This is a genomic window from Kamptonema formosum PCC 10802 (genome assembly GCF_000332335.1).
In the GTDB taxonomy this organism is placed as follows: domain Bacteria; phylum Cyanobacteriota; class Cyanobacteriia; order Cyanobacteriales; family Oscillatoriaceae; genus Oscillatoria.
This window is the reverse complement of sequence record NZ_KB235948.1, coordinates 4,014,619-4,035,596: the sequence shown is the minus strand read 5'-3', so window position 1 is coordinate 4,035,596 and position 20,978 is coordinate 4,014,619. Positions and strand designations below refer to the sequence as shown.

Sequence of the window (20,978 nt, the reverse complement as noted above, 5' to 3'; positions counted from 1 at the left end):
TACCTGTCCCCCCCTCCGCTTTAACCAAGCTTTAACTCCTCAAGGGCGATCCCAGAAAAAAACACGCCGGCATGGCCCGCGCTGCCGGAGAGAACAGGAACAGATAAAAAACCACTAATCATAACATAATTTATGGCGTTTATCAGAGCGTGGCAGCAGATTTTTCCCTTCCCTCGCTCATCCGGGACAGAGACAGGCGATAAACCCACATCCGGAACTTCCAACAGACATTGTGGGTGAACCCGCCCCTGCAGTAAGCCGATTGAGCTTGGATCTCGGATGATGGAGCGCCTACTTCCAGCGATGGAGTTCTGAGCTCGACTGATGGAGTTCTGAACTCGACTGATGGAGTTCTGAACTCGACTGATGGAGTTCTGAGCTCGAACAATGGAGTTCTGAGCTCGAACGATGGAGTTCTGAGCTCGAACGATGGAGTTCTGAGCTCGAACGATGGAGTTAAGGCGTAGGACAGGCGTCCCGCCTGTCCCTAAGGCTTAGCTGCTAAACTATTACGCTTTTAATAGGACTCCCCACCCTACTGCCCGAAATCCAGAAAAACCCCCAAACCATTGTGAACGGGAGCCGCCGTGCGGGGCGGGCGGTCGAGGAGCTGGCCACCGAGATAGAGGCCGGTGGAACTGCCGCCGTCAAGATTGAGGGCGTCAGCTGCGCCCAGTTGCTGCATCAGTTGCGCCAATTCCGGCAAAGTGGCACCGGCACCCCCAGCGCGGTTGTGAACCGCCACTATTAATAGTGTTCCCGCCGGCGTCACACCAATGGCGCTGCGAGAGGCAGTTTGCTGGTTAAACGCCTCGCTGAACCCTTCCCCTTTGGCATCCAGAACAATTTGCCCCCTCAAACCAGCAGCGGAGGGCCCGCCTTTCGTGGCCGCCCCCCCTGTGGCCGCTCCCAGCAAAACCGGCCCCGCCCCTAGGATGTGCGGGAAGCTGGCAAACTCCGCCGGCACAGTGGCGCTGTCCACGCTCACACGAGTGCCGGTGGGGAGGGCGTCTGCCGGCACCTTCCGAAAAACCAGAAGGTAGCCCATAGGCGGAATGGGAAAAGCACCTTTGCCGGCTTCCCCTCCCAGCACCTGGCCCGTGACCTGATTATCCTGAACTGAGACAATCGTTTCATTATCGCTCAGGGGAGTGTAACTCGCCCCCCACTCCCCGGTATAGCGGGCAATGCCCTCCGCCACATAAGCGCTGTTGAGCAAAAGCACCGGCAAGCGCTGTCCAGTTCCTGTGCTGACAATTTCCTGCAAACTGAGACGCCCGATTTTGACATTGCCGGCATCATCCCAGGCGATTGCGCCCCGGTTGAGAATCGGGCTGGACAGCCACCGGCCATCCAGGCGAATCGCACCCAGAGGCAGGTGGTTATTGCGATTGAAAAAGCCGCCGTTAATCGCAGCTGACGCCCGCAACTGGCTTGCTGTCTCAATCAGCGGCTCAATCCCCATTTGATTAGTCACTTCCCGCCGCAGCGGTTTGAGACGAATTCCCGGCTGGCGGAGATCCACTTCCAGCCACACCACCGGAAAGCGGTCAGCCCCCAAATTCAGATATCGCTGCCGCCACCGCAACCCCTGCGCCCAGAGAATATCTTTCGCTACCATAGAATCGGGTCGAATGTCAATCTCCAAGCGACTGGGATTGCTGAGTGTGGAAACTCGCGGACGCCAGCCGGCAGGCACCGCCACTCGGATATTGGTCTGGTTGCCCGCCTGCTCCACTCTGACGAAATTGGCCACAGGGCACTGGGGGGTTGGCGCTGGGCACAGATCGGTGGGCGCTAACTGCTCTTTTTCCCCATTCCCAACTGGACTGCCCCCATTCCCGACACCAGCTGCTGCCGGTGGGTTAAAGCGCTGCGCCAGGGCCGGCTCCGTCAGGCCATCCAGTGCGATCAGCCACTCATCAAACTTGACCTGTTTGTTCCGCACCGGCTTGGACTCGTCATCCGGTTTCTCGCTGCCGGCCCCCCTAAAAAGAGAATTTTGCGGGGCAATCTGGCTGCCGGTGCCGGAACCCTGGGGCTTGGACTCGTCATCCGGTTTCTCGCTGGGGGCACTTTGCGGGGCAATCTGGCTGCCGGTGCCGGAACCCTGGGGCTTGGACTCGTCATCGGGGGGACCTGCCGGTGCCGGCGGTGCCAGATTGGGATTGGGGACTTCTGGCGGTTTGACCGGCGCGGGTGGCGGCGGTGGAGTCACCGTCCGAGAAAAATTCGCTTGCCAGGGTGCGGGACGGTCGAGATCGACGACAATGCGAAAGCTGGGCGCAGGCTTTGCCTGTCCTGCAGTCCTTATTCTTTCGATATACGAGGTCAGGGGTTGGGGAATCTCAACCTGTTGAATGTCCTTGACCCGGGCGACTGGCGTAGTGATTCGCAGGGTGTCGCCACTGACAGCCACCTGCCAGCCGGCTTGCGCTGCCAAATCGGTAATGTCCAGATAGCGATATGGGCCTGTCAGCCGCACCGGCAGGATCGCGGGTGCCGGTGAGATCCCGAACCAGTACACCGGCTGTTTTGTCGCATCCCCTGTGCTCAGCAGTTCCACGCCGAGGACATGCCTGACTCCCGCGTCACTGATGCCGGTGCGGAGGCTGCCTGGGGAGGCACCGGCCCACTGGCTCCAAGCTGCTGGCCAAGTCCGGCCATTTAAAGACACCTGACTTCCCTGTGCGGCGGTTTGTGACGCTATTTGAGGATCTCTGGCAAAAGGCGGGACCGCTGAGGGGGCCAAAGTTGGCCCGGGAGGCAGCGATTGGTTTTCTGGGGCCGAGTGAGCCGGTGCTAAGCTCACAAGAGTGGCAATCAGGGGTGCGAGGGCAAGATTTCTCAACAAAAAAGCCATGAGGTTCAGCAGTTCAGGGTGAATTCACACAGGGCCTCCTAAAGGCCCTGCGCCGCAGTCCAACTACAAGCTTTGGGCTAAAGCCCAACTACAAGCTTTGGGCTAAAGCCCAACTACAAACGGTTAATTTTTTAATCTGTGCTATAATTTAGTACCCCCCAAAGAAAGGGCGCTGTCGCGTCCCGAGAGGGGGTATCAGTAAAGCGGATTGGCCACGCCGGTCGGAATGGCACAGTGCGTAAAGCAGGGGATTGCTCGTGCGGAGTAAATTCTCTAATATTTTCCTGCCATCCGACCAGAAGCAAAACTCACGCTGACCTGAAGCGCATTCCCTTGCGGCCAAATGGGAGCCGGCGCGTGTGTGCCGGCAACATTTGTCAGGGGCGGCGTGACTGTGCGATATTTGCTGGTAATAGAGGATGTCTGCTTGCCCCACGCCAAAAATGACATTCGTCGAAATTTCCAGGCGCGAGCTCCCAACGTGCGCACGACTGGCACTTCGGTCGGAGGCTATCAGCTCCAGAAGCTGGGAAAGGTAAGCGCGAGGGAACCCTTGAAGCTTCCCTGCTGATAAGAATTATTACCGAGTTTTGCGCCCGGAAAGGATTCCATATCCCTTACGGAGATAAATTCGGGCGGCTGACCTGAGAAAATCCCATCAATAAATCCCAACCAAAACTAGAGCAACAAGGATAAGAATGAACCATCCCATGAACACTTCGAGCGTGAATTTACCAGGCACAATCAATCAGCAGAAACAATGTGATAGTGCAAATTATCAGGGGCAGCGCTGGCTGGTAGAAGAGCGAGATGCTTGCGGTGTGGGCTTTATTGCCAATCCAGCTGGCGGGGCGACACACAAGATTATTGCAGCTTCCCTGTCGGCTCTAACCTGTATGGAACACCGGGGTGGCTGCAGCGCTGACCAAGATTCCGGAGATGGCGCGGGGCTGATGACGGCGATCCCCTGGGACTTGTTTGGGGAGTGGCTGGCTGAGCGCGGCGTCAGTATGGATGGAACGGCTGAAATAGCTGTGGGGATGGTGTTTCTGCCCCAAGAACCGGCAGCCGCAGCCGGGGCGCGACAAATTGTCGAGAAAGTGGCGATTTCGGAAGGGCTGACTGTCCTCGGCTGGCGGGTTGTGCCGGTTCGCCCAGAAGTTTTGGGGGCGCAAGCGCGGGAAAATCAGCCCCAGATTGAGCAGGTTCTGCTGCAGTGCCCGCATTTCCAAGGAGACGCTCTGGAGCGGGAATTATACTTAGTGCGCAAGCGGATTGAAAAGGCAGCGGTGGCTGACGGGAAATGTTCTTTTGAAGGGGCTGAGGATTTTTACATTTGCTCCCTGTCTCACCGGCGCATTGTCTATAAAGGTATGGTGCGCTCAGCGGTGCTCGGCGAGTTCTACACCGATTTAAAAAATCCAGCATATAAAAGTAACTTTGCCATCTACCACCGGCGCTTCAGCACGAACACGATGCCCAAGTGGCCACTGGCTCAGCCACTGCGCATGCTGGGACACAATGGGGAAATTAACACCCTTCTGGGCAACATCAACTGGATGATGGCCCGGGAAGCTGACTTGGCCGGTGCCGGCTGGGGGGAACGCTTACAGGAACTCAAGCCAATTGTCAACCCCAACAACAGCGACTCCGCCACCCTGGACAATGTGATGGAGTTGCTGGTGCGCTCTGGGCGCAGCCCCCTGGAAGCAATGATGATTTTGGTGCCGGAAGCATACCAGAATCAGCCAGATTTGTCAAGCCATCCGGAAATAGTTGATTTCTACGAATATTACAGCGGCATTCAGGAAGCTTGGGATGGCCCAGCTCTGGTGCTGTACAGCGATGGCAAAAAAGTGGCAGCCAGCCTCGACCGCAATGGCTTGCGACCGGCACGCTATGTTATTACCCGCAGCGGGCTGGTGGTGGTGGCTTCGGAAGCCGGTGTGGTGGATATTCCAGAAGAAGACATCGCGGAAAAAGGCCGGCTCGGACCCGGACAGACGATCGCCGTTGACCTGGAAAGCCACGAAATTCTGAAAAACTGGGAGATCAAGCAGCGGGTTGCCGGTGCGAATCCCTACGGGGAGTGGTTGCAAGCCCACCGGCGCAAGCTGGAAGCCCAACCCTTCGAGGCTTCGGCGACAGTGGACGCCGAAACGGCGCTGCGCTACCAAACCGCCTTTGGCTACACCAGCGAAGACCTGGATATGGTGATCGCCGAAATGGCCAGCACCGGCAAGGAGCCGACGTTCTGCATGGGCGACGATATCCCCCTCGCCGTGCTCTCGGACAAACCCCACTTGCTCTATGATTACTTCAAGCAGCGGTTCGCGCAGGTGACTAACCCGGCAATTGACCCGCTGCGGGAAAAGCTGGTCATGTCCCTGACCTTGGAGCTGGGAGAGCGGGGGAATTTTCTGGAAGCGAAGCCAGAATTCGCCCGGTTGCTGAAACTGGACACGCCGGTTGTCAATGAGGCGGAACTGGAACAGATACGGCAGTCTGGCTTTGAGACGGCTGCGCTGTCAACTCTATTTGAGATTGCCACCGGCCCGGAGGGCCTGAAAAAGGCCACGGAACGCCTGTGCTCGGAGGCTGCAGATGCGGTGCGTGCCGGCAAGAAAATCCTGATTTTGAGCGACCGCACCCCCCAAGCAATTGGGGCTGAGTACAGCTACATCCCTCCCCTGCTGGCTGTTGGCGCACTGCACCACCACCTGATCCGGGAAGGGCTGCGGATGAAGGCGTCGCTGCTTGTCGATACGGCGCAGTGCTGGAGCACTCACCACTTTGCCTGTCTGATTGGCAATGGTGCGAGTGCGGTTTGCCCCTACCTGGCGCTGGAAAGTGTGCGCCAGTGGTGGTCAGATTCCAGGACTCAAAAATTGATGGAGCTTGGCAAGGTGCCGGCTGTTACCCTGAGCGCGGCGCAAGCGAACTACCGCAAGGCAGTGGGAGAGGGGCTGCTGAAGATCCTTTCTAAGATGGGGATTTCCCTGCTCTCCAGCTATCACGGGGCGCAGATTTTTGAGGCGATTGGGATTGGCCCGGATTTGCAGCAGTTGGGCTTTGAGGGCACGGCGTCCCGGATTGGCGGGCTGAGCGTTGCGGAATTGGCCCAGGAGGTGCTGTCTTTCCACAGTCGCGCTTTCCCGGAACTGACGGGGAAGAAGTTGGAAAATTTTGGCTTTGTCCAGTACCGCCCGGGTGGGGAGTACCACATGAACAGCCCGGAAATGGCCAAGGCGCTGCACAAGGCGGTGGGGAAGAAAGCATACGACCACTATGAGGTGTACCGGCAGACCCTGCAAGGGCGTCCGGTAACGGCGCTGCGGGATTTGCTGGAGTTCAGTGGGGATCGTCCGCCGGTGCCTATTGAGGAAGTGGAGCCGGTGGAAGAGATTATGAAGCGGTTCTGCACCGGCGGGATGTCTCTGGGGGCGCTGTCGCCAGAAGCTCACGAGGTGCTGGCCATTGCGATGAACCGCATCGGGGGCAAGTCGAACTCCGGCGAGGGGGGCGAAGATCCGGTGCGCTTCCAGATATTGGATGATGTGGATGAGGAAGGTCGCTCTAAGTTGCTGCCCGATTTGAAGGGTTTGCGCAATGGGGATACGGCTTCTTCGGCGATTAAGCAGGTGGCTTCGGGTCGTTTTGGGGTGACGCCGGAGTATTTGATGCACGCCAAGCAGGTGGAAATTAAGATCGCTCAGGGGGCGAAACCGGGAGAAGGGGGGCAGTTGCCCGGTAAGAAGGTGAGTTCGTATATCGCTTTTTTGCGCCGGTCGAAACCGGGGGTGACGCTGATTTCGCCGCCGCCTCACCACGATATTTATTCGATTGAGGATTTGGCGCAGCTGATTTTTGACTTGCACCAGATTAATCCCAAGGCACCGGTTTCGGTGAAGTTGGTGGCGGAGGTTGGGATTGGCACGATTGCTGCCGGTGTGGCGAAGGCGAATGCGGATATTATCCAAATTTCGGGTCACGATGGCGGCACCGGCGCGTCTCCCCTGAGTTCGATTAAGCATGCCGGTTCGCCGTGGGAGCTCGGTTTGACGGAAGTGCACCGGGTGTTGATGAACAACGGGCTGCGGAACCGGGTGGTGCTGCGGGTTGACGGCGGTTTGAAGACCGGCTGGGATGTGGTGATGGGCGCTTTGATGGGTGCTGAGGAGTTTGGCTTCGGCTCGATTGCTATGATTGCTGAAGGCTGCATTATGGCTCGCATCTGTCACAGCAACCAGTGCCCAGTTGGGGTGGCGACTCAGCAGGAGAAGTTGCGGCAGCGGTTTACGGGGATTCCGGAACATGTGGTGAATTTCTTCAGCTTTGTGGCGGAGGAGGTGCGCTCGCTGCTGGCGCGTCTGGGGTATCGCTCTCTGAATGAGATTGTCGGGCGGGCGGATTTGCTGAAGGTGCGGTCTGATGTTCTACTGAAGAAGGCGCAATCTGTGAATTTGGACTGTCTGGTGCGGCTCCCGGATACGCGGGAAAATCGCAGCTGGCTGGAGCATGAGCCGGTGCACAGCAATGGGCCGGTGCTGGATGATGAGCTGCTTGCCGATCCGGAAATTCAGGCGGCGATTGAAACACATGGATGTGTGAAGAAGAAGTTGAAGGTGGTGAATACTGACCGGACTGCCGGTGCGCGTCTTGCGGGTGTTATTGCGGATAAATACGGCAATAGCGGCTTTGAGGGGCATATTGAACTGGAGTTTTTGGGGTCTGCCGGCCAGAGTTTTGCTGCATTTAATTTGCCTGGGATGAGGCTCGTTATTGAGGGCGACTCGAATGATTATGTGGGCAAGGGGATGCACGGTGGGGAGATTGTTATTAAGCCGCCGGCGGGGGCTACTTATGAGGCAGCACAAAATGTGATTATTGGCAATACCTGTCTGTATGGGGCGACGGGGGGTTTCCTGTTTGCCTGTGGGATAGCCGGTGAGCGGTTTGCGGTTCGCAATTCGATGGCTAAGGCGGTTATTGAGGGTGCGGGGGATCACTGCGCTGAGTATATGACAGGGGGTGTGGTTGTTGTGCTGGGTAAGGTGGGTCGCAATGTGGGCGCTGGGATGACCGGCGGGTTGGGATACTTCCTGGATGAGGATGGCAGTTTTCCGCAAAAGGTGAATGGGGAAATTGTGAGGATTCAGCGGGTTTGCACGCCTGCTGGGGAGGAGCAATTGAAGGAGTTGATTTCGCTGCATGCGGATCGCACGGGTAGTGTGAAGGCTAAGGCGATTTTGGCGAATTGGGGGGAATATTTGCCGAAGTTTTGGCAAGTGGTTCCGCCTTCGGAAGCGGATTCGCCTGAGGCTTCTGCTGGGGGTGCCGGTGAGAAGGTGGCTGTTGGGGCGTAGGACAGGCATCTTGCCTGTCCCATTGCCTCGTTCCCAGGCTCCGCCTGGGAACGCCTGAAAGGAGGCTCCGCCTCCCTCTCTGCTGGCAATTAAGCGATTTTCCACGGAGTGCCGGTGGGTGCCGGTGGGTGCAGGGGAGATGCCGGTGCTGCGGATTAGGTTAGGACGTTGGACAGGCGTCGCGCCTGTCCCAGAGATATTGAGGGCAGGCGAGACGCCTGCCCTACGCCTATATTTCGTAGGACAGGCGTCTCGCCTGTTCCAGTGTCCTAAACTGACTGTCTATTGCTATATCAGCTAATGAGAGGAGGGACAAATGCGAAAACAGCAGGTGCAATATACATCGCCGCTGGATGCGCTGATTGCTGTGGCAAAGCGCCTGAGTGTGTTTGAAAGCCAGCACAATATGGATTCTGAGGATTTTTTCGATCTCTACAGTAAAGGGGAACTTTCTGACGAAGCGGTTTTTATTGAATGGGCCAATGATTATCGCCACTATTTGGGGTTGCGTCAGGACTTAGAAAGCCGGTTAAATAATGTTGCATAAAGCGCTGGCAGATTATCTAAATCGGGTTGAGCCGGCACTGATGATGGGAGAAGATTTCGGGTTTCTGGCGGGGTTGAGAAACCGGGTTTCTGAATTAAGGTTTCGGGTGAGAAGCAAAGTTGGTCGCAGAAACCCGGTTTCTGGGTTTCTGGGTTTCTGGGTTTCTGGCGGATGTAAGAAACCGGGTTTCTGAATTAAGGTTTCGGGTGAGAAGCAAAGTTGGTCGCAGAAACCCGGTTTCTGGCGGGTTACTAAGTCCTGGCCAAAGAAACGACTGCGCGGAAACCAATGTTGCCAATCCTGAAGTCCGGTCCGACCCAGTCGCGGAAAGCCGCACGGCAATTCCTGGGATAGACGTACCAAGAACCCCCACGCTGCAACCGATAACGGCGATTTTCGTTTCCGCCAGAACTCCAAACACTCCCATCAGAGGGCGCACCACTGTAATTAGCGTGCCAAGGATCGGCGCACCACTCCCAGACATTGCCATGCATGTCGTACAATCCAAAGGTGTTGGGAGGAAAACTCCCCACATCGGTTGTCTGCCGGCGATAAACACCTTTCGGTGCGGAGGCGTAGGTGTGTTTCCCGTCGTAGTTAGCTAAATCAGTTGTAATTGTCTCGCCGAAGTGGAAAGGCGTTGTGGTGCCGGCGCGACAGGCATATTCCCACTCAGCTTCGCTGGGTAAGCGGTAGTCGCGCCCAGTCTTTTTGGACAGTCGGGCGCAAAATTCTATCGCATCATCCCAAGATACATTCTCCACCGGCCTGTTTGCGCCTTTGAATCGAGACGGATCTGGATTTAAGTCGCAATTTACCTTAGGCAAAGCTGCCACAGCTTTCCACTGCGCCTGAGTTACGGCGTACTTTCCCATAAAAAAGGGCTGCACCGTCACCCAGTGTTGCGGACTTTCACTGTCATATCGCCCTGATTCCGAATTTGGCGAACCCATGCCAAAAGTTCCCCCCGGAATGGAAACCATTTCCAGCATCACCCCGCCTCCCAAGTCTTCGGGGAAGAATTCAGTTTGCTGGCGACTGCGGTTGATTTCTCGCCCCTGCGCATCTACTGTCACTGTGTCAAAGGCGAATGAACTGAGAGGCAAACCTCTTACCCCCCCTTTCTCGCTTTGTTGGGATACGGGGTTCGAGGGTGAGGGCGCATTTCCCGCCTCTTGCGAGACAGAGTTGGGGGGTGAGGGCGCATTTCCCGCCTCTTGCGAGACGGAGTTGGGGGGTGAGGGTGCAGACAATGCCGCCATCACTTCCGCCGCTGACTGATATCGTTCTTTGAGATAATCTGAGAGCAATTTATCCAAAATTTCTCCCAACTCGGAACTGACAGGTACTCCCACCGGCAGTTTTTCTCGCCACACCCATTTGACTTCTATAGCATCGTAAAGTTCATCGGAACCGTCGTATTGCGGAAAGCATCCCGTCATCAGGCGAATGCAAGTTACAGCCAAACTGTACAAATCGCTGGCGGGGTAAGCGACGCCGCGCATTTGTTCCACCGGCGCATATCCGGGGGTGCCGGTCATTGTTCCCCCCTGGCTCAACAAAGTGCCGGCCCACTGTTTGGCCACCCCGAAGTCTATCAGCACCAATTTGCCATCGCTTTCCCGGCGGATAATGTTATCCGCTTTGATATCTCGGTGAATGACTTTTCTCGCATGCACGAATTGCAGGACCGGCAGCAAATCGCCCAGAAGTTCCCGGATCTTTGCCTCGCTGAAGGTTCCCTCTCCCTCCAACTCGTCGAGCAAGGTTTGACCTTTGATGAACTGCTGCACCAAGTACAGCCGGCTGTCTGACTCGAAGTAAGCGAATAGGGTGGGAATCTGCGGGTGATCTTCTAAATGCAGCAGTTTCTCAGCTTCAAGGTTGAAGAGATCCCGCGCTTTTTCCAGCGCCGGCGGGTGGTTTTGAATTGCGGGGGAGGGAGAGAACTGTTTGACGACACAGTAGGCGGATCGCCGGTCTGTGTCTTGCGCCAAGTAAGTTTTGCCAAAACCCCCTTGACCGATAGGGCGAATTATGCTATATCTTCCTCTGAGCAGGGGTTCGAGTTTTGTCCCGCAACTCGTGCAGAACTTTGTCCCATCTTGATTTTCGGGTTTGAAGCAGGTAGGGTTGAGGCAGTAGAGCATGGGGAAAAGGTGCCGGTGGGTGTTGTTTCTATTTTGCCCCACGCGCATCTCTATTTTATAGATGTGCCGGTTACAATAGGCAAAAAGCCGGTGTTGTGTGTTCTGGGGATAAACCCGGCACCCCAACCCCCACCCCGCACGCGAATAGGGGGAGAAAGAGGTAAGGGTTTCGATGACGCCCAGAATCCTGCTTCCCTTTTTGTAGGGGCGGGTTCGCCAACAATATTTCGGGAAAGTGCACAATATAGATAAACCCGCCCCCCACAACACCGGCAACCCCGCAATACCGGCAACCCTTTGCAGGGGAGGGTGGGGCATTAGCCCAACTACAAACGGTGGGGCATTAGCCCAACTACAAACGGCAACACCGGCAACCCCCACAATACCCCAAACCCCAGAACACCCCAAACCGCTGTAGGGGCGGGGAAGCCAACAATCTTTCCGCAAAGCGCACAATATGGATAAACCCGCCCCCGCAACACCCGAACCCCCAGAACACCGGCAACCTCCGCCCCGGCCCCGGCACGCGCCGGCGCGCAAGTGTAGTGTGGGGGAGTGCCGGGAAGAAAAGGCCACCAGTATATTCGATGAGTCTACATAAGGATTAATATAATTGTTACAATCTGCAATATGCTGCCATGCCTGTATTAAGGGCAGCGTGACGTTCAAGGTAATGGAAAAATGTTAGAATTTCTGAGGAATCAGTTGGTTATATGAGAAAGGGTGACGCCGCACCGGCATCCCATCGGCAATCTTGCGGGTCAGCGCCGGTGGGGCTAAAGCCCAACTACAAACTTTGGGCTTTAGCCCAACTACAAACGGTGCGCCGGCGCGCAAGTGTAGTTTGGGGGAGTGCCGGGAAGAAAGGCCATACAGTCTGTTCGATGAGTCTACATAAGGATTAATATAATTGTTACAATTCACAATAAGCTGAAATATATGGCTTAGTGGCATCTTGGCGTTCTAAGTGTCGTCAAAATAGCTTATTTTATGTTGGCTTAGTTTGTTATATGAGAGAGGGGGGGAACTGCCGGTGTGCCGGCTGGAGCGACTCAGCGGCAGACTGCTTACTGCTGACACCGGCAGGCTGAGGAGGGTTTCCCGCCACTCCCAACCCCGCCACTCCCCTATCCACTTGCCTCAGCATCTGCCCTCTGGTTGCCGGTGGTGGGGTATCTGCATCCCTGCGGTTGACTTGACCCTATGTTCAGAACGACATCATTCTGAGAGAGTTGTTGGGTTATTCTCTGCTGTTTGAGGCGGAGCGTGGCGGGACCACTGGTGTCAACTTAAGCTGTGTCCCGTAGTCTCTGGGCGGTTGAAACCGCAGCTATACAGACAAAACCCGCCTGCGCGGGTTTGAAAAGTCCCGCTCTTCTCTTAAGTCCAAGGGAGGCGGACTTCGTTTGTATAGCCGCGATTTCAAGAGACTGTTGGCGAATTGATGCGGGGTAAGACCCCACCCCTAAGTTTCCTCGTTCCCAGCTTAAGCTGGGAGGAGGAAAAACCGCGCAGCTTGTGAGAGTCTCGCTCTACTCTTTAGCCCGCGAAGGCGGGCTTCGTCTGTATAGCCGCGATTTCCAATCGCCAGGAACCTGGCCAACTAGCCTGAGGTCTAACCCCCCGTTAATTCGCCAACAGCTTCTTTCAATCGCCGGGGGCTTAAGTTGACACTAATGGTGGCGGGACGCGCCCCTACGCGCTAACTTCAGTGCTATCGGTTACAATTAAATCTACATCAATCTTCTGGAAAGTGGGGTCATTGTCTACATTCCGCACCCCCACTGTTTCAGGCCGGCTCCTCAACCAAGCTTCCATGTCAGCCGCAGCGCGTTGGGCGACTCGCACCCTTCATCCATGCTATAGATCATCGCTACTCCTGTGTAACACCTACTTCGGATAAATAGGATTTTCCCCAGGAACTGAAAAGGCTTTCCTCCCGCCTTGTCCAATCCAAAATCCAAAATCCAAAATCCAAAATAGCCCTAATTTATTCATGCCAGTCTGGCTGCTCGGATGCCTCCCGGTCAAATTCAGGAGACACCGGCAGCCGGGGGACGGACAAGGGCAGCCGGTTCAGCGAGCTCTTTTATCAATCTTCTCAATTAACTCGGACGCCATCTCAATGGATAAATTTATGAGAATCTGCTCCCTTTCCCCTCTAACCCCATCATCACTGTAGTTAGGGTAAACATGTGGGTTAGATAGCAGGCCAGATAGCAGCTGTGATGCTACTTGTTTCACTTCTTTTATATCCATACCTTTTCCTCTCCAAAATACAGGTGCGGGCAATTTCTCTTACGCTTTCCATCTTCTTCAGTGCCAGCTGAAGCCCGTTCCGCGCGGGAGCCAAACGAGCCGCTTTATCTCCTTTGGTGACGGGATAGCGCGTCCCTCTCCGCATGCGGAGAGCAGACCACAGGAAGCGATTATAAACTGATTTAGCTTTAGCTACCGCAATTTTGCATTAATCCTTAACATTTCCCAGCACGCTCAGCCGCAATGCCCCGGGCCGGCGGGACAGCCCGCCGAACATCACTGGCAATCTCTGCCACGCCGGTGACATGCCCGCACCCTGCCCCACACGCCTGCTGCATCCAGTTTACATCTGCCACAGGTTGCCGGCGGCCAGACTGCAGTCCCAGATAGGCGGGTTCTGAAAGCTGCCGGTTGCCCCACACTGCTGCTTGTGATATCATTGAAAAAGCTTGAATTGATAGCACAAATTGAGGGGGCAATTCCAGCCATACTGCTGGATTAGGAGGGACTGTGAGCATATCTGAAATACGCCAGCAAATCAACCAGTATCTTGAGCAGCTCTCACCTGACCGTCTGCTTCTAGCCGCTGAGTTACTGGCTTCCTTGGCAGAAAAAGAGCGGAAAGAGACAGCACCCCCTCAGGGGCTGATTTGATTCGCGCCGCAAAAGGAAAATACGCTCATCTTCCCAATAGCAGTGAAGAGTTTGCCCGTCACCAACAGGAAGAAATTGACTGGGAGGGGAGGGCGTTTTGTGACTGATGTCCTAGATGCCGGTGCTATTTATCAGGTAACTGGCGCTAGCCCACCCCACGACACGGATTTTGAACTGCGCGCATGGAGCTGTCTGTTGGGATGGCTAGTATGAGAGCAATTTAATTGACTGCCGGCAAGGAAATAAGAAACCGGGTTTCTTGGAGAAACCCGGTTTCTGGCACCTAGCCGGCATGGAAAATAAGAAACCGGGTTTCTTGGAGAAACCCGGTTTCTGGCACCTAGAGGTTTAACAAATCATTTAGAACGGCTATATTGCCTCATGGCAGCACTGCCGGCACTACTATTTGGGCAGGTTATTGCAAGCATAGGCATCCATTAAGTATGCCGGCTCCCGCAGGCTGTAATCAATCTTCGTTCCCGTAACAGACTCAGCCAGCTTCTCAAAGGAGTCAGAATTCCAGTTCCGCATGTGGATGGGCTTCGACTGCTCGCCCCGGAAATAGGCTTGTGTGCCCAGCACCGCAACAGCGACCCAACCCACAACCAGCAGCATAATCACGATAGCCATTGCTTCTCTCTCCTAAACTTTTGTTTCTTTATGTAAATAAATGTAACAACTGCTTGCCAAGAGCGTCAAGGGGGTATAGATGGCGTGAAAACCCGCCTGCGGGGTGGGGAACGCCGCACCGGCGGGCGGTAGGGTGGGTGGGGCTGAGGTGCCAGCCGAAATGCAAGAAACCCGGTTTCTTGCAGAAACCGGGTTTCTTAGGCCACTTAGCGGGAGGTGCCGGCGTTCCCCTTAGCGCCGCCGCACCCTGCGGGAAGGCAAAAAGCCTACTGCACGAGCCGGCGGGGAGTCAGGGTTGTCTTGTGGCGATTTAAATCATGGTTGAAGTTAATCAACATCACAAACAGTTGTGACCCAAATCACAGGTTCGTGCTAGGGGTTTTGTTAGTCTGTGTCTAGAGATAATCATTGTTTTTCTCCGCAGTACCGATAGTGTCGGGCTGCGTTTTATTTTTTACGCCTCTGTGCGGATTGTCAACTGCACTCAGCCGGGTGTCTGGGGCGCGTTGCTTGAAAGAAACCCGGTTTCTTCAACAAACCGGGTTTCTGAGTTCTGTCAGCCGGTGCTACTGCTGTGGATTGACCGGCGCTTTTTTTTGCTCACCGGCACGTTTAGCAGATGCTGCCGCTGCAGCCACCTGCAGTTGCTTGTCTTTCATCTCGAGCAGTTCTGGGAGCGTGACAAATTTATATCCGCGCTTCTTGAGCTCAGCGATGATTTTGGGTAAAGCCCGCACGGTAGCCGAGCGATCGCCGCCGCCATCGTGCATCAGCACAACACCGCCAGACTGGACGTTATTAAGTACAGTGCTGACAATTCGATCGGCTCTCGCATACCTGAGTTCTGGAGTGTCAGTAGACCACATCGCTACCGCCATGTTTTGTTTTTGGGCGCAAGCAGCCAACCCGTTATTCAGGACACCTCCCGGCGGGCGAAACAGAGAGGTTTTGACGCCGGTAATCTGGTAGATAAGTGCCGCCGTGCGGCCAATTTCCTTGGCAGCAGTGGACTCATCTACCCGATGGTACTTGTGGTTCCAGGTGTGGTTGCCAATAGCGTGACCTTCAGCAACAACTCTGCGGGCAATGTCCGGATAATATTGCAGGTGCCGCCCAACCCAGAAAAAGGTGGCCTTGATCTTGTTCCGCTTGAGAATGTCCAGTACCGCCGGCGTACTTGGCCAGGGGCCGTCATCAAAAGTCAGGGCCACGACTTTTTCCTGAGCGCTGACATTCAAGCGATAAACGATTTGCCCCTGAAAGCGAGCCGGCACTGAAAAACTCAGAGAGCTCGCTTTTTCTTGCTCTATGGTTGCCAGCGCCAGCGTGAAGCCCTTAACCCGCTGCTCGACAGCCGGTTTTACAGCAGGGACTGCCGCGATATCTTCCGCACCGCCGGTGAGGCGGGGAGGCGGCAAGTTCACCCCCTCAGCGGGGGGTGGGCATACCGGCACGATGATGCCGAGGACGAAACTGCTCACTGCCGCACCCAGAGTTAGGAATCCTTTGTGCTGCCAAACCAGCGATTGGATATCTGCCACGCCATCTCTCCTGGCACATTAGGGTAGATGCAGGCTTACTATACAGCAGCAGAGAACTTTTGTTGGTAGCACTTAACAATCCGATCGACAACTTCCTCAACGCTCAGACCATCGGTTTGGATTTCAATGGCGTCAGGCGCTTTTTGCAGGGGGGCCACAGCGCGGGTGCTGTCCAAGCGGTCCCGCTCGGCGATTTGCCTCTGGAGCCCCTCCAGACTGACAGCGCCCAGACCTTGCTGCTGCATGTCTTGCTGGCGGCGTCGCGCGCGCTCCCCCACGGAGGCGGTGAGAAAAATCTTCACATCCGCATCGGGAAAAACGTGGGTGCCAATGTCGCGCCCTTCAGCAACTAGCCCGCCCTTTTGACCGTAGAGCTGCTGCTGTTTGACGAGCAACTGGCGCACAGCCGGCTGCGCTGACACGGCTGACACCTGAGCGGTCACCGAGGGAGAGCGAATCGCCCCGGTGACATCGGAGCCACTCACCTGTATTCTAAATTCAGAATTGTGCGTTTTAAATTCAATCTGGCAGCGGGCAACCGCCTCAGCTACTGCTGCTTCATCCTCTATGGGGATGCCAGATTGCACAACAAGCCAGGTCACAGCCCGGTACATTGCGCCGGTGTCGAGATACAGCAGCCCCAGCTTTCGGGCGACAAGGCTGGCTACGGTGGACTTGCCGGCACCGGCAGGGCCATCTATAGCGACAATGGGCTTGCGCTCGTGCAGCAAAATATTGTCAATTAAGCGAGTGGAACCGATGCGGGCGGCGACTGCTAGCAGCCCGACATCATCGATGGTGTCTAAAGACATTAGAGTGGTGGGGTGTACCAATTCAACATATTCGAGCCCGACGGCTGGCACGGCAGCCAGCTCCGCTTTCACAGCTGCAATGATAGCAGTGCCGGTGCGCTTCCCTGCCTGAAAGGCAATTTCTGCTTGCTGTAAACTACGATACAGCACTGCCGCGCGCTCTTTTTCTTCTGGAGTTAAATATTTATTGCGAGAGCTGCACGCCAGTCCTGACGCCTCGCGCACGATGGGGCAGGGGACAATCTCCACCGGCAAGTTTAAATCGGCCACGAGCCGCTGGATAATGGCCACCTGCTGGGCGTCTTTTTGGCCAAAATAGGCGCGGTCGGGCTGTACGAGGTTGAAAAGTTTGGTGACGATGGTGGCGACGCCCTGAAAGTGTCCCGGTCGAAACCGCCCGCACAGCACGGATGTCATGGACTCAGGCGGCGCGACAGTGGTGGTGGGAGTTTGGTTTTGGGATTGCGGGGGGTGGGGGGTGCCGCTGGCTGCCACCGGCTGTCCGTAAATTTCTTCGGGTGCCGGGGCGAAAATTACATCCACGCCGGCTTCCTGACAGAGGTGCCGGTCCTGTTCGAGGGTGCGGGGGTACTTTTGGAAATCTTCCGCAGGGCCAAACTGCAGGGGATTGACAAAGATACTGACGATGACAGCGGCGTTCTCTTGTCTAGCCCTTTGGATTAAGCTTAAATGGCCGGTGTGCAGCGCTCCCATTGTGGGGACAAAGCCCACCGTCTGGCCCAGGTTTGGGTTGGGCCGGTGCCGGTCTAAATAGCACCGCAATCCAGCAACCGTAGTAAACAGGCGCACCGTATCCCCCGAGTGTTTGCTTGAATTTTCTTCCTGTCAGTATATTCGCAGAAAGCAAACACTCGGGGGGTGGGGGATGGGGAATGGGGAGTGGGGAAGTCTTGGAGCCATTCCGGAAGGCGCGGCGGCACCCCGGGGGAGGGCGTCTAGCTTGCCGCAGGAGCCTCTGGCAATCCCCCAATCCCAACTGCAGGGATCGAGAAATCTTCAAAACTCAATCAGCGTGCTGTTAAGGGGCAGTGACTGCGTTCTGAGAGCCGAGAATCTCCAGGCTCACCCGCGCCACGCCGGTGTCGAGCATGCCAAGCACCTCGGCGGCGGCGGCGGAGAGGTCAATAATCCGGCCCCCAACGTAGGGCCCGCGATCGTTAATCCGAACGATAACGGAACGACCGTTATCCAGGTTGGTGACTCGCACGCGGGTTCCGAACGGCAATTCGGTATGGGCGGCGGTGAGGGCGTTCTGGTCGAAGATTTCCCCATTGGCGCTGAGATTGCCGTCAAACCCTGGCCCGTACCAGGATGCCAGGCCGGTCATGCGGTACAGGACCGGCCCGAGGGAAATGTCGTTGGATGGGCTGCTGGTGGGGGTGGCCGGCTTTGGCATTCCTGGAATGGCGGCCAGGGGTGGGGCGTTGCCGAGGAGCCGCCGCAGCCGGTTGGTGGCTTGCAGTGCGTCGTCTGCAAGGTTGCGGGTTGTGTCTGGCAGAATGGTTTGACCGTCGATGGCGACTAATGCTTGGCCATTCACCTCGATAGTGTAGCGTTCGCCCCGGGCGTCGGGGGTGACGGTGATGGTACTGGCATCTGCGCTGTCCCGATTCAGCTGGTTAATTTTGGCCGCCACCTCGCTCGCCCGCCAAACGGGATCGTCCTGCTGGGGCTGATTAGCTTGATTCTGAGCTTGGAAAGCCTCTGGGCTGACCGGCACCTCCGCTGAAGTACCTTCGTCGGTTTCCCCCATTTTGGTTCCATTGGCAATGCCTGCCTCACCGGCACTGGAACTGACAAACATCAGGACGGGAATGTTGCGCAGATACAGTGTGGCTGCCGGTCGCCCCGCCCATTGGTGGGGGTAAATTTTGGCAATCGCTGCGGCTTCTTCCTGCGTTCTGACTTGCGACTGGTACTGGCCCACCTTAACTGGAGTTGGCGGGACAGCGCCTGAGGGGGTGGGAGGCGGGGTAGAGACGGCTTCCTGGGACGTTTTTGCAGTGAGCGTCTTGGCCTGGGTGACATTGGCCTTGGCGCTTTGGTCAGCTGCCTGATTTTGCGCTGCTTGACTGTAGGTCTGCGGCCCGCAGGCTGTCACGAACACAGCAGTCGTCAGGCTAATCCAAACTCTTTCATGCATAGGTTCAGTGTGAAAAGCGATAGGAAATCGAGCTTTGAGCTGTTTTGGTGGGTCGCACCCAGCTGTTAGATGCACCGAAAGATATCGGGCTCGTTCCGTGTTCACGTTTGTTTTTGCGATTGGAATAGAGTAGCACGAAGCTTTGGCACTGGGGATCGCGATGCCGCTGAATTTTCCCACACAAGCGCCAGCGATTGGAGATTTGAAGAAAGCCCAAAATGCTTTGCTGTCGGGATTTTTGCAGGGTTTCGCCCCGGATAAAATTTTCATAAAATTTTATTTATCTTGACATATTTTATATTTTGTGGTAATAGAACTTAAGTTTATTGTTGATTGTTCATTGTTTATTGTTGATTGTTCACTGCTCAAAAGGGACGGAGTGTGGGGGATGGGGCAGTGGGCGATGGGGCATGGGGCATGGGGCATGGGGCATCATCGCGATGGGGCATCATCGCGATGGGCGTTGAAAATGGGTTGTGGGGTGAGGGCGTGGGTGCCGTTCGCCTTTGGGTGGGAGAAATAAGTTTTGCTTGTCGCCCTAAGCCGGGAAGAGACAGAAAAAGCCTGGTGCGGGTGCTGGTGGCTGGCGGCTTTTCAGTAAAATACATGCTGCAATCACCGGATGAATGTGAGGGTTTGACAGATGGATTATCGGGAAGCGGGTGTGGATGTTGAGGCGGGGCGGGCTTTTGTGGGGCGGATTCGCAATATGGTGCACAGCACCCACCGGCGTGAGGTTTTGGGCGGGCTGGGGGGTTTCAGCGGTTTCTTTGCAATGCCGGCGGGCTACCGGGAGCCGGTGCTGGTGTCGGGTACGGATGGGGTTGGTACGAAGTTGAAGTTGGCTCACCAGCTGAACCGGCACGATACGGTGGGGGTGGATTTGGTGGCGATGTGTGTCAATGATGTGCTGACATCTGGGGCGGAGCCGCTGTTCTTTTTGGATTATCTGGCGACGGGGAAGCTGAATCAGGAGCAGCTGGCTGAGGTGGTTGCCGGCATTGCGGAAGGCTGCAAGCAGGCTGGGTGTGCGCTGCTGGGGGGTGAGACGGCGGAGATGCCGGGTTTTTACCAGCCGGGGGAGTACGATTTAGCCGGCTTTTGTGTGGGGGTTGTGGAGAGGAGCCAGCTGCTGGATGGAACGCAGGTGCGGGTGGGGGATGTTGCCATCGGGCTGGCGAGTTCCGGGGTGCACAGCAATGGCTTCAGTTTGGTGCGCAAGATTGTTGCGGATGGGGGTTTTGATTGGGGCGACTCTCCGGAAAGGTTGGGGGGAAGTTTGGGAGAAGTGCTCTTGACGCCGACACGGATTTATGTTAAGGAGATTCTGGAGGCGCGGCGTGCCGGTGTGGGGATTCGCGGGATGGCGCACATTACGGGTGGGGGGCTGCCTGAGAATTTGCCCCGCTGTCTGGGTGAGGGGCAGTCGGTGCGGATTGAGCCGGGGAGTTGGCGCGTGCCGCCGGTGTTTGAGTGGCTGGCGGATGCCGGTGGGGTGAGTGTTGGGGAGATGTTTAATACGTTCAATATGGGGATTGGGTTTGTGGTGCTGGTGCCGGCAGTTGAGGCTGAGGCGGCGATGGAGTGGTTTGCATCTCGTGCGATCGCCTGTTATAGGATTGGGGAGGTGGTTGAGGGTGCCGGTGGTTTGATTGGGCTGCCTGGGTAGGTTTGGTGCCGGCGCAGGGGAGTTGCCGGTGTGGGCACAGGCGAGTGCACAGGGGAGTGCACAGGCGAGACGCCTGTGCTACGTCTTCATTAAGGCGTAGGGCAGGCGTCTCGCCTGCCCGTAATGTCCTGTGTGCATGCGAGATGCCGGTGCCTGGGTTGGGATGCCGGTGTGGGTACAGGGGAGTGCACAGGCGAGATGCCGGTGTGGGCACAGGCGAGACGCCTGTGCTACGTCTTAATTAAGGCGTAGGGCAGGCGTCTCGCCTGCCCTTAAGGTCTAGAAGGCGTAGGGCAGGCGTTCCCTCCGACTGGCTTTCCAGG

The 20,978-nt window shown here is 56.3% G+C and carries 18 protein-coding genes; 7 read left to right on the top strand and 11 right to left on the bottom strand.

All coding sequences use genetic code 11. The features are described from left to right. Positions 1-535 precede the first annotated feature (535 nt). Positions 536-2,863 carry a phosphodiester glycosidase family protein gene (locus OSC10802_RS40665; protein WP_017718041.1) on the bottom strand — a complete coding sequence of 776 codons (2,328 nt, stop codon included), beginning with the start codon at positions 2,861-2,863 and terminating at the stop codon, positions 536-538. 273 nt (positions 2,864-3,136) lie between these two features. Next, positions 3,137-3,313 carry a hypothetical protein gene (locus OSC10802_RS50180; protein ID WP_017718040.1) on the bottom strand — a complete coding sequence of 59 codons (177 nt, stop codon included), beginning with the start codon at positions 3,311-3,313 and terminating at the stop codon, positions 3,137-3,139. Positions 3,314-3,573: 260 nt separating this feature from the next. On the opposite strand from OSC10802_RS50180, the gene OSC10802_RS0117350 reads away from it, so the two are divergent. Continuing rightward, entirely contained in the window at positions 3,574-8,229 is a 4,656-nt protein-coding gene (locus OSC10802_RS0117350; RefSeq protein WP_017718039.1) for a glutamate synthase-related protein, read from the top strand. Positions 8,230-8,545: 316 nt separating this feature from the next. Continuing rightward, positions 8,546-8,776 carry an antitoxin TumA gene (tumA, locus tag OSC10802_RS0117345; protein ID WP_017718038.1) on the top strand — a complete coding sequence of 77 codons (231 nt, stop codon included), beginning with the start codon at positions 8,546-8,548 and terminating at the stop codon, positions 8,774-8,776. A gap of 251 nt (positions 8,777-9,027) precedes the next feature. On the opposite strand, the gene OSC10802_RS0117335 is transcribed toward tumA, so the two are convergent. After that, complete coding sequence (locus tag OSC10802_RS0117335) at positions 9,028-10,926, bottom strand: bifunctional serine/threonine-protein kinase/formylglycine-generating enzyme family protein (RefSeq protein WP_026098576.1); 1,899 nt, start codon at positions 10,924-10,926, stop codon at positions 9,028-9,030. A gap of 235 nt (positions 10,927-11,161) precedes the next feature. On the opposite strand from OSC10802_RS0117335, the gene OSC10802_RS54575 reads away from it, so the two are divergent. After that, on the top strand, positions 11,162-11,344 hold the full coding sequence (locus tag OSC10802_RS54575; RefSeq protein ID WP_155967993.1) for a hypothetical protein: 183 nt from the start codon (positions 11,162-11,164) through the stop codon (positions 11,342-11,344). A gap of 588 nt (positions 11,345-11,932) precedes the next feature. Here the strand turns inward: OSC10802_RS54575 and OSC10802_RS50170 are convergent. The 4 genes from OSC10802_RS50170 to OSC10802_RS0117320 form a co-directional block, all read right to left on the bottom strand. Continuing rightward, positions 11,933-12,073 (bottom strand): hypothetical protein, encoded by a 141-nt coding sequence (locus tag OSC10802_RS50170; protein WP_155967990.1) that lies wholly within the window; start codon positions 12,071-12,073, stop codon positions 11,933-11,935. Between the two features lie 548 nt (positions 12,074-12,621). Further along, a complete protein-coding gene (locus OSC10802_RS50165; RefSeq protein WP_155967987.1) occupies positions 12,622-12,774 on the bottom strand; it encodes a hypothetical protein in 153 nt (50 codons plus the stop codon). 228 nt (positions 12,775-13,002) lie between these two features. Beyond that, a complete protein-coding gene (locus tag OSC10802_RS0117325) occupies positions 13,003-13,185 on the bottom strand; it encodes a hypothetical protein (RefSeq protein ID WP_017718034.1) in 183 nt (60 codons plus the stop codon). A gap of 215 nt (positions 13,186-13,400) precedes the next feature. Further along, positions 13,401-13,625, bottom strand: coding sequence for a hypothetical protein (locus tag OSC10802_RS0117320; RefSeq protein WP_155967984.1), 225 nt, complete (start codon positions 13,623-13,625; stop codon positions 13,401-13,403). 70 nt (positions 13,626-13,695) lie between these two features. On the opposite strand from OSC10802_RS0117320, the gene OSC10802_RS50160 reads away from it, so the two are divergent. Continuing rightward, the gene (locus tag OSC10802_RS50160) at positions 13,696-13,839 is read left to right on the top strand and encodes a hypothetical protein (protein ID WP_017718032.1); all 144 of its coding nucleotides are present in this window, start codon (positions 13,696-13,698) and stop codon (positions 13,837-13,839) included. A 402-nt stretch (positions 13,840-14,241) separates the two neighbouring features. Here the strand turns inward: OSC10802_RS50160 and OSC10802_RS0117310 are convergent, their stop codons facing one another. The 4 genes from OSC10802_RS0117310 to OSC10802_RS56170 all read right to left on the bottom strand — a co-directional run bounded on the left by OSC10802_RS0117310 (position 14,242) and on the right by OSC10802_RS56170 (position 18,986). Continuing rightward, on the bottom strand, positions 14,242-14,469 hold the full coding sequence (locus OSC10802_RS0117310; protein ID WP_017718031.1) for a photosystem II protein, Psb35-related: 228 nt from the start codon (positions 14,467-14,469) through the stop codon (positions 14,242-14,244). 566 nt (positions 14,470-15,035) lie between these two features. Continuing rightward, a complete protein-coding gene (locus tag OSC10802_RS0117305) occupies positions 15,036-16,010 on the bottom strand; it encodes a polysaccharide deacetylase family protein (protein WP_017718030.1) in 975 nt (324 codons plus the stop codon). 38 nt (positions 16,011-16,048) lie between these two features. After that, positions 16,049-17,632 carry a bifunctional pantoate--beta-alanine ligase/(d)CMP kinase gene (locus OSC10802_RS0117300; RefSeq protein ID WP_017718029.1) on the bottom strand — a complete coding sequence of 528 codons (1,584 nt, stop codon included), beginning with the start codon at positions 17,630-17,632 and terminating at the stop codon, positions 16,049-16,051. 229 nt (positions 17,633-17,861) lie between these two features. Beyond that, positions 17,862-18,986 carry a septal ring lytic transglycosylase RlpA family protein gene (locus OSC10802_RS56170; RefSeq protein WP_026098575.1) on the bottom strand — a complete coding sequence of 375 codons (1,125 nt, stop codon included), beginning with the start codon at positions 18,984-18,986 and terminating at the stop codon, positions 17,862-17,864. 354 nt (positions 18,987-19,340) lie between these two features. On the opposite strand from OSC10802_RS56170, the gene OSC10802_RS50155 reads away from it, so the two are divergent. The 3 genes from OSC10802_RS50155 (at position 19,341) to OSC10802_RS55690 (ending at position 20,907) form a co-directional block, all read left to right on the top strand. Then, positions 19,341-19,661 carry a hypothetical protein gene (locus OSC10802_RS50155; protein ID WP_155967982.1) on the top strand — a complete coding sequence of 107 codons (321 nt, stop codon included), beginning with the start codon at positions 19,341-19,343 and terminating at the stop codon, positions 19,659-19,661. Further along, a complete protein-coding gene (gene purM, locus OSC10802_RS0117285; protein ID WP_017718026.1) occupies positions 19,630-20,655 on the top strand; it encodes a phosphoribosylformylglycinamidine cyclo-ligase in 1,026 nt (341 codons plus the stop codon). The genes OSC10802_RS50155 and purM overlap by 32 nt, the downstream gene beginning before the upstream one ends. Before the next feature lie 123 nt (positions 20,656-20,778). Continuing rightward, positions 20,779-20,907, top strand: a complete 129-nt coding sequence (locus tag OSC10802_RS55690; RefSeq protein ID WP_255349148.1) for a hypothetical protein — start codon at positions 20,779-20,781, stop codon at positions 20,905-20,907. The last annotated feature ends 71 nt before the right edge of the window (positions 20,908-20,978 follow it).

Bases quoted from the DNA above. Each gene is read 5' to 3' on its own strand.
- OSC10802_RS40665 (WP_017718041.1), bottom strand. From the start codon at position 2,863: ATGGCTTTTTTGTTGAGAAATCTTGCCCTCGCACCCCTGATTGCCACT.
- OSC10802_RS50180 (WP_017718040.1), bottom strand. From the start codon at position 3,313: ATGTCATTTTTGGCGTGGGGCAAGCAGACATCCTCTATTACCAGCAAA.
- OSC10802_RS0117350 (WP_017718039.1), top strand. From the start codon at position 3,574: ATGAACACTTCGAGCGTGAATTTACCAGGCACAATCAATCAGCAGAAA.
- tumA (WP_017718038.1), top strand. From the start codon at position 8,546: ATGCGAAAACAGCAGGTGCAATATACATCGCCGCTGGATGCGCTGATT.
- OSC10802_RS0117335 (WP_026098576.1), bottom strand. From the start codon at position 10,926: ATGCTCTACTGCCTCAACCCTACCTGCTTCAAACCCGAAAATCAAGAT.
- OSC10802_RS50170 (WP_155967990.1), bottom strand. From the start codon at position 12,073: ATGCTGAGGCAAGTGGATAGGGGAGTGGCGGGGTTGGGAGTGGCGGGA.
- OSC10802_RS0117325 (WP_017718034.1), bottom strand. From the start codon at position 13,185: ATGGATATAAAAGAAGTGAAACAAGTAGCATCACAGCTGCTATCTGGC.
- OSC10802_RS0117320 (WP_155967984.1), bottom strand. From the start codon at position 13,625: ATGATATCACAAGCAGCAGTGTGGGGCAACCGGCAGCTTTCAGAACCC.
- OSC10802_RS0117310 (WP_017718031.1), bottom strand. From the start codon at position 14,469: ATGGCTATCGTGATTATGCTGCTGGTTGTGGGTTGGGTCGCTGTTGCG.
- OSC10802_RS56170 (WP_026098575.1), bottom strand. From the start codon at position 18,986: ATGCATGAAAGAGTTTGGATTAGCCTGACGACTGCTGTGTTCGTGACA.
- purM (WP_017718026.1), top strand. From the start codon at position 19,630: ATGGATTATCGGGAAGCGGGTGTGGATGTTGAGGCGGGGCGGGCTTTT.
- OSC10802_RS55690 (WP_255349148.1), top strand. From the start codon at position 20,779: ATGTCCTGTGTGCATGCGAGATGCCGGTGCCTGGGTTGGGATGCCGGT.